This is a genomic window from Desulfosarcina ovata subsp. ovata, assembly GCF_009689005.1.
Taxonomy (GTDB): Bacteria; Desulfobacterota; Desulfobacteria; order Desulfobacterales; family Desulfosarcinaceae; genus Desulfosarcina; species Desulfosarcina ovata.
On record NZ_AP021879.1, the window covers coordinates 4,166,210 to 4,181,947 of the forward strand.

Annotated in this window: 14 protein-coding genes; 12 read left to right on the top strand and 2 right to left on the bottom strand. The window is 56.9% G+C overall.

All coding sequences use genetic code 11. The features are described from left to right. Nucleotides 1-77: 77 nt before the first annotated feature. The 3 genes from GN112_RS18435 (at nucleotide 78) to GN112_RS18445 (ending at nucleotide 2,226) form a co-directional block, all read left to right on the top strand. Complete coding sequence (locus GN112_RS18435) at nucleotides 78-1,133, top strand: alkene reductase (RefSeq protein WP_155311564.1); 1,056 nt, start codon at nucleotides 78-80, stop codon at nucleotides 1,131-1,133. A 136-nt stretch (nucleotides 1,134-1,269) separates the two neighbouring features. Continuing rightward, nucleotides 1,270-1,680, top strand: coding sequence for an acyl-CoA thioesterase (locus tag GN112_RS33635; protein WP_162458995.1), 411 nt, complete (start codon nucleotides 1,270-1,272; stop codon nucleotides 1,678-1,680). Between the two features lie 90 nt (nucleotides 1,681-1,770). After that, complete coding sequence (locus GN112_RS18445) at nucleotides 1,771-2,226, top strand: c-type cytochrome (protein WP_155311566.1); 456 nt, start codon at nucleotides 1,771-1,773, stop codon at nucleotides 2,224-2,226. A 39-nt stretch (nucleotides 2,227-2,265) separates the two neighbouring features. On the opposite strand, the gene GN112_RS18450 is transcribed toward GN112_RS18445, so the two are convergent. Beyond that, nucleotides 2,266-2,943 (bottom strand): cytochrome b/b6 domain-containing protein, encoded by a 678-nt coding sequence (locus GN112_RS18450; RefSeq protein ID WP_155311567.1) that lies wholly within the window; start codon nucleotides 2,941-2,943, stop codon nucleotides 2,266-2,268. 302 nt (nucleotides 2,944-3,245) lie between these two features. Here GN112_RS18450 and GN112_RS18455 point away from each other — a divergent pair, with 302 nt between their 5' ends. The 3 genes from GN112_RS18455 to aroD all read left to right on the top strand — a co-directional run bounded on the left by GN112_RS18455 (nucleotide 3,246) and on the right by aroD (nucleotide 7,099). Further along, nucleotides 3,246-5,168, top strand: a complete 1,923-nt coding sequence (locus GN112_RS18455) for an FAD-dependent oxidoreductase (RefSeq protein ID WP_155311568.1) — start codon at nucleotides 3,246-3,248, stop codon at nucleotides 5,166-5,168. 235 nt (nucleotides 5,169-5,403) lie between these two features. Then, nucleotides 5,404-6,357 (top strand): hydroxymethylglutaryl-CoA lyase, encoded by a 954-nt coding sequence (locus GN112_RS18460; protein WP_155311569.1) that lies wholly within the window; start codon nucleotides 5,404-5,406, stop codon nucleotides 6,355-6,357. Further along, nucleotides 6,329-7,099, top strand: coding sequence for a type I 3-dehydroquinate dehydratase (gene aroD / locus GN112_RS18465; RefSeq protein WP_162458996.1), 771 nt, complete (start codon nucleotides 6,329-6,331; stop codon nucleotides 7,097-7,099). Before GN112_RS18460 ends, aroD begins: the two co-directional genes overlap by 29 nt. Nucleotides 7,100-7,113: 14 nt before the next feature. Here aroD and GN112_RS18470 read toward each other — a convergent pair whose 3' ends face one another. Beyond that, on the bottom strand, nucleotides 7,114-7,659 hold the full coding sequence (locus GN112_RS18470) for a shikimate kinase (RefSeq protein WP_162458997.1): 546 nt from the start codon (nucleotides 7,657-7,659) through the stop codon (nucleotides 7,114-7,116). A gap of 171 nt (nucleotides 7,660-7,830) precedes the next feature. Between GN112_RS18470 and GN112_RS18475 the strand changes: the two genes are divergently transcribed. From GN112_RS18475 to GN112_RS18500, 6 genes are all read left to right on the top strand, one after another. Continuing rightward, the gene (locus GN112_RS18475; RefSeq protein WP_155311572.1) at nucleotides 7,831-9,363 is read left to right on the top strand and encodes an MFS transporter; all 1,533 of its coding nucleotides are present in this window, start codon (nucleotides 7,831-7,833) and stop codon (nucleotides 9,361-9,363) included. A 270-nt stretch (nucleotides 9,364-9,633) separates the two neighbouring features. Beyond that, nucleotides 9,634-9,852 carry a FeoA family protein gene (locus GN112_RS18480; RefSeq protein WP_155311573.1) on the top strand — a complete coding sequence of 73 codons (219 nt, stop codon included), beginning with the start codon at nucleotides 9,634-9,636 and terminating at the stop codon, nucleotides 9,850-9,852. Between the two features lies 1 nt (nucleotide 9,853). After that, a complete protein-coding gene (gene feoB, locus GN112_RS18485) occupies nucleotides 9,854-12,340 on the top strand; it encodes a ferrous iron transport protein B (RefSeq protein WP_231717059.1) in 2,487 nt (828 codons plus the stop codon). Nucleotides 12,341-12,369: 29 nt separating this feature from the next. After that, a complete protein-coding gene (locus GN112_RS18490) occupies nucleotides 12,370-12,696 on the top strand; it encodes a hypothetical protein (RefSeq protein WP_155311575.1) in 327 nt (108 codons plus the stop codon). A gap of 36 nt (nucleotides 12,697-12,732) precedes the next feature. Then, nucleotides 12,733-13,533: a DUF4198 domain-containing protein gene (locus GN112_RS18495; protein WP_155311576.1), complete on the top strand. Its 801-nt coding sequence runs from the start codon at nucleotides 12,733-12,735 to the stop codon at nucleotides 13,531-13,533. 167 nt (nucleotides 13,534-13,700) lie between these two features. Then, on the top strand, nucleotides 13,701-15,551 hold the full coding sequence (locus GN112_RS18500) for a heavy metal translocating P-type ATPase (protein ID WP_155311577.1): 1,851 nt from the start codon (nucleotides 13,701-13,703) through the stop codon (nucleotides 15,549-15,551). Nucleotides 15,552-15,738 lie beyond the last annotated feature (187 nt).

Genomic DNA, 15,738 nt, shown 5'->3' on the forward strand with positions numbered 1-15,738 from the left:
GTGTCCATCCAAACGTCCCCAAATGGTGCCCCGGCACAATCGTGGCCGGGCGCCATCACTCTGAGGAAGGGTTAACTATGGCATCTTTATTCGATCCGGTTCGGTTGGGTGAGCTTGCCCTTCCCAACCGCATGGTTATGTCACCATTGACTCGCTGTCGTGCTGGTGAAGGCCGGGTGCCCAACGCGCGGATGGCGGAATATTACACCCAGCGGGCTTCGGCCGGTCTGATCATCTCCGAGGCAACCTCGGTCACCCCAATGGGGGTTGGATATCCCGATACGCCCGGAATCTGGTCAGACAATCAGGTTGACGGCTGGCGAACGGTGACTGACGCCGTGCATCAGGCCGGCGGCCGGATGATCCTTCAATTATGGCATGTCGGTCGTATTTCAGACCCCTATTATCTCGATGGCGAGCTTCCGGTCGCTCCCAGTGCGATTGCAGCCAAGGGGCACGTCAGTCTGTTACGTCCAAAGAAGGATTTTGTGGTGCCTCGAGCCCTGGAAACCGATGAAATCCCCAGTATTGTCGACGCATTTCGCAAAGGAGCCGAGAATGCGAAAAAAGCTGGTTTTGACGGCGTTGAGGTGCACGGTGCCAATGGCTATCTGTTGGACCAGTTTCTGCAGAGCACGACCAACCACAGAACCGATCCATATGGCGGCGGTATCGAAAATCGGGCGCGGCTGTTGCTGGATGTGACCGACGCGGCCATCTCCGTTTGGGGAGCCGGTCGCGTCGGGGTTCACCTGGCACCCCGGGGGGATGCCCATGACATGGGCGACGCCGATCCGGCGGCAACTTTCGGTTATGTGGCCGAAGCATTGGGCAAACGCAACATCGCCTTTATCTTTACCCGGGAACACCTTAATGCGCCGACGCTGGCACCGGCCTTGAAAAAAGCCTTTGGCGGCGCCCTGATCGCCAATGAACAGCTCACCCAGGCGAGTGCCACGCAGCTTCTGGAAAAAGGGATCGCCGATGCCGCGGCCTTTGGCAAGGCCTACATCGCCAACCCGGATCTGGTGGCCCGTTTCCGCCAAAATGCACCGCTCAACGCTTTGGATGTTGAAACGATGTATGGCGGCGGATCGAAGGGATATACGGATTATCCGGCGTTGCCATGCTGATGAATGGCCGGACCGTCATGGCATCGCGTTTTTGAAAGCCAGCAGTTGTTTTCCGAAGCAGGAAATCATCGAATCGTGGTTTCATAACAAGGACAACGTTTTTTACAATCTCATTTTCCCTGAAGGAGTTGAACCGATGTCAGGCTTTCGATTTTGTTTGGACCTTACCGTCCGGAAGGCGGATCTCAACGAGTTCCATGTGGCCTATGAAAAATATTTCTCTTTTTTCCAACTGGCCTGCGACGGTTATTTCGCCATGCTCGACCACAAGGTGGGAAGCGACACATCCGGCATTGATCTGATCGCCGCCGAAACCCGGTGCGCCTACAAGAAAGAGCTCCAACTGGGAGATTCCATCAAGGTTGAATGCCGCGTCAGTAAAATCAAATCCAAAGCCGTCGTCATGGACTTTCAGATCAACCGGGACGGGGAAATTTGCGCAACCGGATCAACCACCTATCTCTTCTTTGACTATAGCATTAGAAAGGTCGTCGCCGCCCCCTCCCCGCTGGTTCAGGGGATTCAAGTCCATGAAGACCTTGCCTGATCGCTTCTGGTAACTTTGGCCACCCATCGGGTCATCGCTTGAATGGTTCGCTGAAACGATACATTTTCAAAAAAAACGAAAGGAGCAGTTATGATGCGAAAAGGGTTTTTTTATGCCGTTTGCTGTGTGCTGGTTGTCGCCGTGGCCGGAGTGGCCTACGCTCAGTTTGCCAAACCTGGCAAAGCCATCGCCTACCGCAAAGCGGTAATGGTTCTGTTGGGGCATCATTTCGGGCAGATCGGAGCGTCACTTGGCAGTGCAACGGATCGCAACACCGTGGCGAAGAATGCCGGCCTGGTGGCAACCCTGGCGCCCTTGGCCTGGGAGGCATGCATGGTGCCCGGTACGGACAAAGGCGACACCACCATGGCGTCCAAGGTGTTGAAGGACAGGCATGGATTTACCACAGCGGCCGGCGCGTTTGAGACAGCGGCCGCAAAGCTCGGCACCGTGGCTTCTGAAGGAGACATGGGTGCGATCAAAGCCCAGTTTGGTGCCGTGGCGAAAACCTGTAAGGCGTGCCATGGCGAGTACCGGTCAAGGTAGCCAGCCGATCATTTTCACATTAAGGGGCCTGTGGCGCAATTACCAGCCTATGAAGTAAACCGAGGCGGCGGCAAAGGCCAGCACCAGCAACGCCACCCACAAGGGTGGCGTTTTTAATTCGGTTTTCGGGGATGGTGAGCCTGGCTTGCGGCCGTTAATCATGGGCATGATGAGATTTTCACGCTTCACCCCGAGATAGAACAGCACGGCCAAAAGATGCAGGCCCACAAGACCAGCGATGACGCCCTGATTGAGACGGTGGATTTCTGTCAGCCTGATGCTGGTTGCCTCACTGACCATGGAATAGAGCGGACCATAGGTAAAAATCTCATCATTGGCGAACAAACCGGTGGTGGCCTGTATCACCAGCGCCAGCAGCATGGCAACGATGGACCACCCGCCCAAGGGGTTGTGACCCAGAACGTGCTGAGGGTGCGATCCCGTCAGGGAGCGGGCATATTGCCAGGCGGCTCGTGGGCCGCGGACAAAATGCGAAAAGCGTGCCGTGCGGCTTCCGACAACGCCCCAGACCATTCGAAAGAGGAGCAACCCGAGAACCATCAGGCCACTGTATATATGGTAAACCATCAGGTTGCCACCCAGCTTTGCGGTCACGAAACACCCCCCCACGAATGCAACCAGGGCCCAGTGGAAGATACGCGTCGGTAAGTCCCAGATCTGAACCTGGCCTGCTTCCCGATCCGTTTTTTGTGCCATGGCAAACTCCTTGTCTTTGCGTATAGGAGGACAATCATTCCACTGGGGTGACTATAATACCGTTCCAAACGGTGGCAATGCCGGTCGATGGAATTGGTCAGGGTGAATCTGTTCTAATGCTAACCCACTGAAATGATAAAGTCGCTTTATATTTCACAGACATGTAAAATCAATGGGTTACAAATAGAACAAATTTACCCTGATGGAATTGGTTGTCATGGATTGACCCGGTAGCATTCTTTGTAGTATGAGAATCTTTTTCGATCCTATCTCTCCCACATAAATACGAAAGGTGGTGTCTCATGAAAGCGCCGTTGCTATGCACTTGGGAAGGGTGGTCCGATCAGGCGGCCGGTCTGTTTGCAACCGCAGCCGACGATTCCAACGGCTCCATGCCGTTCAAGGCCCTGCTGGGCTGGAAAGGAATGGTGGTGTGGGATGAAACCGCCGATGCCGTGGACCTTCTGCGTGTCTACCTGGAGAAAGTGGCCAATGAGTCGTGCGGCCAATGCACCCCCTGCCGTGAAGGAACCCAGCGGCTGGTTTCGATCATCAATCGAATTTGCGGCGGGCAGGGAGAGCTTGCTGATATAGACGAAATCCGCCGCATGGCGATATTTGTTTCCGAAGCGGCCCGTTGCGACGTGGGACGCTGCCTCGCCCCGCCCACCCTGGAAATCTTGGATCGCTTTGCGGATCAATTTGTCGCCACGGTCAAGGAAAAACGCCAGGTTCCGCAGCAGCCCTGCGAAACGACGGTAACGGCGCCATGCATCAGCGCCTGTCCCTCCAATGTGGATATCCCGGCCTATGTGGAAGGCATCCGCATGGGAAATTTCGCGCAGGCCCTGGCCCGTGCCCGGCAGGACTGCCCCATGCCCGGGACCATCGGCCGGGTTTGCGTGCGTCCCTGCGAGGCCAGTTGCCGTCGCGGGCGCCTGGATGAGCCGATTGCCATCCGCGCCCTGAAGCGCTTCCTGGCCGATAACGAAATGCGGACCGGCACCCCATCACTCCAGCAACCGCCCGAAGTGTACAAACCGGAACGGGTGGCCATCGTGGGCGCCGGTCCGGCCGGGCTGTCGTGCGCCTATTACCTGGGAACCATGGGCTACCACACCACCATCTTCGAAGCCCAGGAGACCGCCGGGGGCATGGCCACTTACGGCATTCCCTCATACCGGTTGCCCCGCAACATCATGGATTACGAGGTTGCCGATGTGGAACGAATGGGGGCTGAAATCCGTTATGGCGTCAATGTGGGGGAGGACATCACCCTGGATGCACTGGGCAAAGAAGGCTACCGGGCTATCTTTCTCGCCGTGGGTGCCCCGGAATCTTCCAAAATGCGCTGTGAGGGAGAAGACGCCGGATACGAGTGTTTCATGACCGGGATCCATTTCCTGGCTGAAGTCTCCCGTGGCCGGCGGCCGGTGGAGGGCAAAAAACTGGTCGTCGTGGGCGGCGGCAACGTGGCCATGGATTGCGTCCGCTCGGCCCTGCGCACGGGCTTTACCGATGTGAACCTGCTCTACCGCCGCACCGAGGCCGAGATGCCGGCCGATCCCCAGGAAATCGAGGAGGCCAAGGAGGAGGGCGTTAAATTTCACTATCTGGTGGCCCCGGTCAGCATTGTGCACACCGAGGGCAAGGTTTCCGGGCTGGAATGCCAGCGCATGGAACTGGGCGAACCCGACGCTTCCGGCCGGCGGCGGCCGGTGCCGGTGGAAGGCTCCAATTTCGTCATCGACTGCGATGCCATCATCCCGGCCGTGGGACAGATCTGCGTGGTGGACTGCGTGCTTCCCGAGGAGGATTCGCTGACCCGCTGGAAGACCCTGATTGTCGACCAGATGACCTTCCAGTCGCGCACGCCGTCGGTCTTTGGCGGCGGTGACTGCATCACCGGTCCGGCCACCCTGATCGCCGCCCTGGCAGCTGGTAAAAAGGCGGCCCGGCACATTGCCCAGTACATCGAACAGGGGGAATGCCAGCCAACAATTCCGGAAATCCTGCAGACCCTGGTCAACAGTTGCGGCGTGTTTGAGCCGGACGAGGATTTTGTTTTTGACGGGATCACCCAGCGCGCCGAACCGGCGGTGCTGCCGCCGGGTACGCGGATCAACGATTTCAGTGAGGTGGAAGGTTGCCTGAGCCTCAGCCAGGCGATTAAAGAATCGGAGCGCTGCTTGCGGTGTTACCGGATTGCCGTGGCGGTAAAATAGGGCCGGCCCACGGATCCGATTCGGCATCAGGTCAGGACAAAGGCGCAGCCAAAGGCTGCGCCTGTTTTTTATGCTCATTCCGGCAAGGCGGCCGTTGAATCTCTTTCCCCGCTAAGGCCCGGTTCATATTGCGCACGGCGAAGATTGGAATCATGGTTGAAAAAGCGTGTATGGCTGTTAAATTGGTCTGGATCGCTACTGGGTTGAAACCGGCATCAGGAAAAGGAATTTGGCAATGCATCCTAAGGCAACCCCGCCTGAACTGCTGCTGGAGGACGAGGCCCTGAGAGACGGGCTTCAGGTGGAAGCAAGAATTTTCAGCCTGGAGGAGAAACTGCACCTCTTCCGGCTGATGCGCAACGCCGGAGTCAAACGGATCCAGGTGGGGGCCTTCGTGCATTCAAGGATCATTCCCCAGATGGCGGACACGGACGAATTGGTCCGCACCATCGGCAAACAGGATGCGACCGTGGTTTCTGCACTGATACTGAACGATAAGGGCCTGGAACGGGCTCTTGATTGCGGTGTTTCCCACCTGAGCATGTCCGTTTCGATGAGCGATACCCACAGCCGTAAAAACGCCCGTAAACCCGCCGCCGAAGCCCTGGCGTCGATGACCCGGCTGATCGGCGACGCCCTGAAATCGGGATTGGACGTGCGTGCCGGGCTGCAATGCGTTTTTGGATGCATTTACGAGGGGCGAATCTCGGAAGATGCCGTTTTGCGGGCCACCGAAAAAATGGTTGCCACGGGCGTGAAGGAGATCAATTTGGCCGACACCACCGGCATGGCCTCCCCCCTGGCGATTCGGAAGATGGTCACCCATGTGCAGGACGCCTTTCCCGGCATCCGGATCTCCCTGCATTTGCATGACACCCGTGGTTTGGGGCTGGCCAATATGTTTGCCGGCTATGAAGCCGGTGTGCGCAGTTTCGACACCTGCACGGCCGGCCTTGGTGGGTGCCCTTTCGTCAAAGGCGCGGCCGGCAACGTGCCCACCGAGGATGCCGTGAACCTGTTTGAATCCATGGGGATTGCAACCGGGATCGATTTGGCAGCTCTGTGTGAGGCGGTCGACTATCTCGAAACCACCCTGGTGCGCCCGTTGCCCGGACGCATGCGGCGCGTTTTCGTCCATTCTCAAGAACAGGGAGACGTGCGTGAGACTTCAAAGCAAAACCCAGGTTAGCGTCCGCAATGTTGTCATCGGCGGACCAGACCCGCGGATCTGCATTCCGCTGGTGGCCGTGGATAAAAAGGAATTGATCGATCAGGCGAAAGTACTGCGGCCACTGTCGCCGGATATCATCGAGTGGCGGGTGGATGGCTACAAAGGGATCGGGGAGATCGCGGACTGCCTGGCGGCAATCGATGCGCTGCGCTCGGTCATCGGTGATATCCCGCTGATTTTCACCTGCCGCATCGAGGATGAGGGCGGTATGCAGGCCTTGTCCCAGAAGACCCGCCTGGCACTCATTGAGGCGGCGATCCGGTCCGGAGAGATCGACATCGTCGACATCGAGTTGATCAACGATGACGCGTTTATCGACGCGGTACGCAGCGCTGCCGGGAATTATGGGGTGAAACTGATCCTTTCCTACCACGATTTCAAGAAGACTCCTGCCGAAGACATCATTGTCGATAAACTCAAACAGGCCCAGACCCTGGGGGCCGATATCGCCAAGGTGGCCGTGATGCCGACCGGTTACCCGGATGTCCTGACTTTGCTCCAGGCCACCTTAAGAGCCCGCACGGAAGCCTTGACGATTCCCCTGGTCACCATCTCCATGGCCCGCGGGGGGGTCATCACTCGCATGGCCGGCGGGCTTTTCGGCTCGGACATCACCTTCGCCATCGGGCAGGCGTCGTCAGCTCCGGGCCAGATTGCCATCGGCGATCTGAGGCAGGCCATGTCCTTTTTGTATGCTTGACGGATTCAATGGATTCATTGGCGCTTATGGGCAATTGTCGATCTGAATTTGATCTGGAACCGTGCCAGTAAAATATTTACTATCTCGTCGGGTGTTTTCAGGGAGGTTTCGATCTGTGAAAAACGGCCATAACCGTCCTTGCGCTGTTCCAACAAGTTGACGATGCGTGCCATGGGGTCCTCGCCGGCCAATAGCGGCCGTACGTTTTGGTTGTCCTTGGAAACCCGTTCAAATATCTCTTCCGCCGTTGCGACCAGGCAGAACACCATGCCGGTTTGGCTGAGGGCGGCGGCATTGCCGGGGTCGAGCATCAACCGCCCGCCGGTGGCGATGACCTGGCCCTGCATGCCGGCGATTTCACTGACGACGGCGGACTCCATTTTCCGGAACGCCGACTCGCCCAGTTCCTCGAAAATTTTTTGAATGGTTCTTCCCGCCCGTTTCTCGATCATGACGTCGGTATCGATGAAATTGTAGCTCAGCTCTTTGGCCAAGCGTTTACCGATCGTGGTTTTCCCCGTCCCCATGAAACCGGTCAGAATGATATTGGGCTTTTGCATGGCTTTCGACATGATTTTGGTTTGTTCGGCCGATCCGTGAATGGTCGTGTTCTCCTACCAAAGTTTGATGGAAAGCGACAGCCTTAAAAAGCGCCGCGTGCTTGCAACCGCCATCATGCAGACCTATTATCAAGCCCTCATTTACATCCCTGCATCCATGAAAGGACAACAATGGCGCCACCGCGAGATCTCACCCCCCATCGCCGTCTGCTTTTGATTCTGGCGACCCTGCTGGCGCTTTTTCTGGCAGCCTTGGACACCCTGATCATGAGCGCCGCCATGCCGACCATCGTGTCCGAGCTGGGCGGTTTGCATCTTTACAGCTGGGTCTTTTCCACCTACATGCTCAGCCGGGCCGTGGCCCTGCCGGTCTTCGGCAAGCTGGCCGATCTTTTTCCCAACCGCACCCTTTACCTGATTTCAATTCTGATTTTCCTGGTGGGTTCCGTGCTGGCCGGTGCCGCGCACAGCATGATGGCGCTGACAATCTTCCGGGCGATTCAGGGCATCGGCGCCGGCGGTAATTTTGCCCTGGTCTATATCGTCCTGTCGGATATCTCCGAGCCGGAGGACCGCGGACGCATGATGTCCTATGCCAGTTTCGTATGGGGGCTGGCCAGTGTGCTGGGGCCCTCCATGGGTGGATTCATCGTCGGCTGGGTCTCCTGGCGCTGGATTTTTTATATCAACATTCCCATCGGTTTGATTTCACTGGTCGGCATCTGGCTTTTTCTCACCGAGACTCGCGAAAAACGCAACGTTATCGAGATCGATTACGCCGGCATCGTCACCCTGGTGACGGCGATCCTTGTTTTTCTCACCGCCTTTCTGCTGGGCGGACGCGAGTATGCATGGACGTCGCCACCTATATTGGGCCTGTTTTCCCTGTTTCTTCTTTCCGCCGTCGGTTTCTACACGGCGGAAAAACGGTCGACCGAACCGATTCTGCGCTTTGATTTTTTCAAACTGCGGGGGTTTTCCACCGGCAACGGGTTGGTTTTTTTCGCCAGTATGGCCATTTTTTCGCTTTCCGCCTTCAGTCCGATCTTCATTCAGGGAGCACTGGGCCGCACGCCTGCCCAGCTGGGGATGGTGATGATGTTTCTCAGCCTTGGCTGGTCCGCCGGCGCCCTCTATTGCGGTCGGCAGGCCAACCGTTGGGGGCAGAAAAACTTTTCTCTTGCCGGTGGACTGGTCCTGATCGTCGGTTGTCTCATGGCCGTGCGGTTTTCTGCCGCCACCAGCCTGTGGGCCTGCTGCCTCGCCCTGAGCCTGGCTGGTGTGGGCATGGGCTTCACCTCCATCGCCACCCTGCTGGTGGTCCAGAACAGTGTCGACAAGCAGGACCTGGGCGTGGCCACCTCGTCGCATCAATTCACCCGTACCCTTGGCGGAACGGTGGGAATCGGCGTTTGCGGCAGTATTGTCACCGCCCGCTTCGCCCGCGTGGCGGATTCGCTGAATGCATCGGATCTTCAAGGGGCCGTTCCTCCGGCGGTGATGGCTCAGATCCAGAAGAATTTCGAGAATTTTTTCCGTCCGGACGTTCAGCAGCAGCTGTCGGTGACCGCCCGTAATGTCCTGCACCAGGCCATCGGCAATTGTGTTATCGATGTTTTTTGGCTGGGCCTGGTGGCGGCGTTGATCTGCCTGGCCATCGGTCTGTTGATGCCGAAACGTGCCGGTAATTCTCATGGTGTTTAAGATGAGGTTACTTCGTGTGCCCATTGCCGTAGCACTTGCAATGACTTTTTACTCCCATGGTGAAGAAAAAAAAGACCTTGACATCCCTGCGGTAATATGAAATTTAGACATCCTTGTTAAGATAGAAACATCTATTTCGACAAGGGATGTCTTACGGCCTCCGACCGGTTCGCATCGGTGCGGAGGAAGTGAAGGCGTAACAGGTGATACACGTTTGTGTATCCGGTTACGCCTTTTTGTTTTTTTACCCCATTGTGAAGGAGAGTGGCGATGACGCTGGATCAATTGAAACCGGGAAGCGAAGGCCGCATTAAAAAATTGTCCGTGCGTGACAAGCTGGGACAACGGTTGATGGACATGGGCGTTTACCCGGGGTTGAAATTAAAAGTGATTCGCAATGCCCCCCTGGAAGACCCCATGGAACTGGAGCTGGACGGCTATTTCGTCAGTCTGCGGCACGACGAAGCCCGTTTTGTGGAGGTGGAGTGACGTGAACGCCGACACCTTTCTCGTTGCCCTGGCAGGCCAGCCCAATTGCGGTAAATCGACGGTGTTCAATGCCCTGACCGGGGCCAGTCAGCACGTGGCCAACTACCCGGGTGTGACCGTGGACAAGATGACCGGATGGTACCGGCACAACGGTTATCGGGTGGAGGTGGTGGACCTTCCCGGCACCTACAGCCTGACTTCCTTTTCTCCTGAGGAGCGGGTGTCGCGGGATTTCATCCTCCATGAAAAGCCGTTGGTGACGGTAAACGTCATGGATGCCGCCAACCTCAAGCGTTGCCTCTATCTGACCTTTCAGTTGTTGGAAATGGAAATCCCAGTTGTTTTGAACCTCAATATGATGGATGTGGTCGAAAATCAGGGCATAGACATCGACATGGAGAAGTTGTCCCAGCAATTGGGCATTCCCGTGGTTCCCACGGCCATGAAAAGTGGTCGCGGAAAAAAGGAGTTGCGTCATGTTATCGATGCCATGGCCGCGGCGAGGCCGGCAGTACCGCCGCTGCGCATCGACTACGGGGAAATGGAACCTTTCATCCGGGAGATCGTCGATCGGGTGGCATCGGAGACCAATCTGGCCGGGAGCTACGCCCTGAGATGGCTGGCCATCAAGCTGATGGAGGGTGACAGCGAGGTTCGGCGATTGATTCAGGAGCGCAATCCCGATGCCGACCCGTTCATTGCCATGGTCGATCAATCGCGGACGGCCTTCGAGGATCGTTTTGAAGAAGCCCCTGAAGTGCATATCGCCAACTGTCGCTACAAGGCGGCGGGTGAGATTGCCCGTGCGTGCCTGACACGGCCCCAAGGTGCCAGCCGCCCACTTTCGGACAAGATCGACGCCGTCGTCTGCCATCGTCTGCTGGGACCGGTCATCTTGGTCGGCGTGATCTGGCTGCTTTATTATTTGGCGATCGTCCAGGGATACACCATCACCAACTACACCTGGCCGCTCTTGGCCAAGCTGCGCAGTCTGACCGAAGCGGTCATGCCGTCGCCCGGATTCATCGATATTCCGCTGATTCGTGAATTTTCGCTTTGGATCGTCGACAGCGTCAATGCCCTGCTCAACTACATCCCCATTTTCTTCATCCTCTTCGCGCTGATCGCCATTTTGGAGGACAGCGGCTACATGCCGCGCATGGCCTTCATCATGGACCGGCTCTTCAGCCGTTACGGACTTCACGGCCAGTCCACATTGCCCATGGTGCTGGGCGGCATTTACGTGGGCGGTTGCGCGGTGCCGGGGGTGATGTCCTGCAAGGGCATTCCCGACGAGCGATCGCGCATGGCCACGATCCTGATCATTCCGCTGCTCAACTGCCTGGCCAAGGTGCCGTTGTATGTCCTCCTGATCAATATCTACTTTGCCGCCCACAAGGCCTGGGCCATGTTTTTCATTTCCACCATCAGTTTTCTGATGGTGCTGTCGGTCTCTAAAATTCTCACCCTGACCGTGCTCAAGGACAGGGAGACGGCGCCTTTCGTCATGGAAATGCCACCCTATCACCTGCCTACCTGGCGCGGTGTGCTGGGCCGTGCCGTGGAGCGGGTCTGGCTCTTTGTGCGCAAAATTTCCACCATTGTGGTGGCCGTGGCGGTGGTCATTTTCGTATTGCTGCAATTCCCGGGTATCGGCAAGGAGCGCATGGATGACTACCGCGACCGGAAGGAGAAGGCCGTGGCCGCCTTCTATAAAAAAATAGACGGGACGCCCTTTCACGACGGACTTCAAGGAGAACGGCTGATGGAATTGGTGCTTTACCAGGAGGCCTATAAGAATGCCAAAATGAAAGTCCGCGGAGAAGATGCCGTGGCGGCATTGAACGCCGATTTTAAAGCCCGCGATGCGCTTTTCTTTAAAATCGTCCAGCCGGGAAAAGATAAGACCGCCAAAAAAGCGGGGCGGGAATTCAAAAAACTGGTCAAGGCACGCAAGGGGCTGCTTCGGGAAATGCGCAAAGAACGGATTGACCAAAGCTTCCTGGGAACTGCGGGCCGCTGGCTGGAACCCGTCACCCGCTGGGCGGGGTTCAACTGGCGGGTCAATGTGGCCCTGCTCAGCGCCCTGGCGGCCAAGGAGAGCAGTGTGGCCACCCTGGGCGCCCTATACGAACAGGAAGAAGAGGGCGAAGCCCTGGAAAACCGCATGGCCCGGGGAGAAGTCGGTTTTACCGCCCTGCATGCCCTGGCACTGATGCTTTTCATGGTGCTTTATCCACCCTGTATGGCCACATCCATTGCCGTTAAAATCCAGGCCGGTTCGGTCAAGTGGATGCTCTTTTCGATCGGCTATCCCATGTTATTGGGGCTCGTTGTCGCCACGCTGGTCTTTTCATTGGGCAGCGTCTTGGGGCTTTCCGGGCTGCAGGCCATGATCGCTTTTTATTGTCTGGCGTTGATCATCACGGTTGGCATGGGTTTTTTTAAGAACGACGGCCAATCTTCCAAGATTGGCGCAAACCCATAATCACGGAATTGAAAAAAGGAGGAAGTTTCATGTTCAATCGAAGTGTTCGGCTTGTTTTTACACTGGCATCGGTCCTGCTCCTGTTCGCCGGCCAGGCCCTGGCCCACACGCCCCTTTGCTCCTGTTACGATAACGGGGATGGGACGATCACCTGTGAAGGCGGGTTTTCCGATGGCTCGTCGGCTTCCGGGGTGCGGATGCGGGTCGAGAAAAAGGATGGCGGTGTCTTGATCGAGGGCAAGATGGATCAAGACAGCGAGTTCAGCTTCGACAAGCCCGCCAACGCCTATAATGTTGTGTTCGATGCCGGCGAAGGCCATCAGATCGAAATCGATGGCGGCGAGATTGTCGAGTAAAAGCAATATCAAATTATAAGAAAGGAGTAATTCCCGATGAAAAAAACAGTTGCTCTACTGGCCGGTGTGTTGACGCTGGCTTTGGCCCTGCCGGCCATGGCCCATTTTCAGATGATCTATACCCAGGAGTCGGCCCTTGGCAAAGCGGAGGCCATCGACCTGAAACTGGTCTTCACCCATCCTTTCGAAGCGGGTCATACCATGGATATGGGGCAGCCCGAACAGTTTTTCGTTGTACGCAAGGAGAAGAAAAAAGATCTTCTGAAGACCTTGAAGCCAATCACCTGGACCAGTTTGACCAACAGCGGTGCGGCCTACGAGACGTCATACAAGCTGCGGGGTATGGGTGACAACGTTTTCTGCCTGGTGCCGTCGCCGTATCTGGAAAAAGAGGAGGACTGCTACATTCAGCAGGTCACCAAGGCGGTGGTCAATACCGGCGGGTTTCCCACGGATTGGGATGCCGAGATCGGCCTTCCGGCCGAGATCGTTCCCCTGGACAAACCTTACGCCCTGTGGACGGGCAACGTCTTCCGGGGCATCGTCAAGGGCGGCGGCAAGCCGGTTCCCTTTGCCGAGATCGAGGTGGAGTACCTGAACCACCGGCCGGAGATGGGAAAAAACGCTTTTGCGAAAAGCGCTGCGGTAGAAGCGCCTCAGGATGCCTTCGTCACCATGACGATCAAGGCCAATGTCAACGGTGAGTTCTCCTTTGGTATTCCCAAAGCCGGTTGGTGGGGCTTCTGCGCCCTGGGTGCGGGGCCGGCAAAGGAATACCAGGGCAAGGAATTATCCCAGGATGCGGTGATCTGGGTCCAGGCCAGGGATATGAAATAACACCTCCTCGTCGCCCCTCCGTGCGACCGGGGGGGCACCGGACGGAGCACCTCCGCCTCCTCTTCCTGAGCCGTCCGGTGCCCCCCATTTTTTTGATTCAAAGTTGATATGGACGTTCCATCAACCCGGCACTGTCTGGAGATACACAGAAGGAAAAAGGCCGCAGCGTGTCAGCAAAACTATTCATCTTGAGAATGGCGACGGCAATGATCTCCGTTTTGGGTTTTCTCCTCCACCGGTGGTCGGGTATCGTCTTTTTCATGTGGCTGGGCAGCGTGTTTTATTGTCTCTGCCTGGCGATGTACACGCGGTCCCTGTTCAACGCGCTCAGGGCAACCCGACGGGTGACGGCGGATCTGTTGGTTATTACGGTAATGGTTGTCTCCGTTTTCGCCAAAACAATGCTCAGCGGTGCGCTGGTGGCGGGGTTTATCAGTATGGGACTGGCTATATCCTTTGGTATTATCGAAGAGACAAGACGCCGGATCGACGCCCTAACCAAACAAGGGGAAAAGCCGGTCCGCATCGTGAGAGAAGACCGGTTTCTGGAAGTGCCCGTCGAGCAGATATCGTCGGGTGATGTGGCCATTGTTCCTGCGGGTGAAATGATACCGGTGGACGGTGAGATCGTGGGCGGTGCGTCTTCAATTGACGAATCAGTGATTACCGGAGAACCGTTGCCGGTTTTCAAACGGATTGGTGATCGGGTCACATCGGGTGCCATCAGTCTCACCGCTCAGTTAAAAGTGCGGGCCACCAAGGCCGGTGACAAGGGCTTCCTGCATGTGATGGCGAAGGAGATCGACGCATCGCTGAAAGAAAAGCCGGTGGTTCACCGGCGGGCCGATATGATCGTTCAGTTCTTCATCTGCGGCGTGGTTTTGTATGCCATTGGCGTCTTTCTCGTCTGTGGCGCTCTGGCGGGCGATACGGCTACAGGACTGGTCCGTATGGCCGCCGTAACGGCCGTGGCCTGCCCCTGTGCATGGGCCTTGTCGGTCCCTACCGCCTTTGCCGCTGCCATCGGTGGGCTGGGGGCACGCGGCATTCTGGTTCGGGGAGGGACCCCTCTGGAAACGCTGGGACGCGCCGCCACTTTCATTCTTGACAAGACCGGCACGGTTACCTTGGGTCGACCAGACGTGGTGAATGTCGAAGCCTTCGGTCTGCCGAAAACAGAACTGCTTCGCCTTGCCGCTTCGGTCGAGTCCGGCTTCAATCATCCGGTGGGCAACGCCATCCTGGCATATGCTGCGGGCAAAGGTATTTTTCCGTCGACGGCCGAAAATACAGAATATCTTCCGGGTATCGGCGTAAAATCCATGGTGCAGGGGCGCCAGGTCACATTGGGAAGCAGTGAAACCATGATCGCACTGGGGATGGACATCCCTGCAGATATAAAAATCGGCGGCCGGGCGGTCTGGATCGGCGTCGATGAAAAAATCGCCGGTGTTGTCGTTATTCAGGACGTAATGATGGAGTCGGCCCACGGTTTGGCCGGGATCCTGCGTGGACTGGGCGCCAAACGGGTTGTGTTGGCGACCGGAGACAATACGGAGGCCGAGGCACAACGGGTAGCGAAACTCACCGGCATGGATCAATGCCATTGGGGGCTGAAGCCCGAGGGCAAGGTCTCCCTTGTAAAATCCTTCGGCGGCCAGGGCCCCACGGTGATGGTCGGGGATGGTGTCAATGACGCCACGGCGTTGGCTGTGGCGGATGTCGGTATTTCTATCGGAGGCGCCAAGGCCGATTTAACCATCAAATCATCCGATATTGTCATGATGCGGGAAGACGCAATGAGCCTGGTGACCGCAGTCCGGACGGGCAGGACATTGATTCGCGTGATCCGGCAGAATTATTCCTGGGCCATCGGTTTCAATCTGGCGGGAATCGCGTTGGCGACAACAGGGATGTTGAGCCCCTGGCTGGCGGCGTTGTGCCACCATGTGAGTTCGGTGCTTGTCGTGGCCAATTCGGCCCGACTGGTCAGAGTGCCGGTTGTCGGTAATCGGTAATCAGTGAGCAGAAAAGCGGAAGCGTCGAAGAGCAGAAGGGCGGAACGGGCTGAGCAATTTCAACGAACCACAAGCCACAAACAACAAACCAATTCCGGAGCATTGCATAAAAATTATCGCCGTTATCCTCTTTTTTGGCATCGCCGTCTGGTACCTGTTCCGGCGCTTTAAAAGCATCGTCGATCCC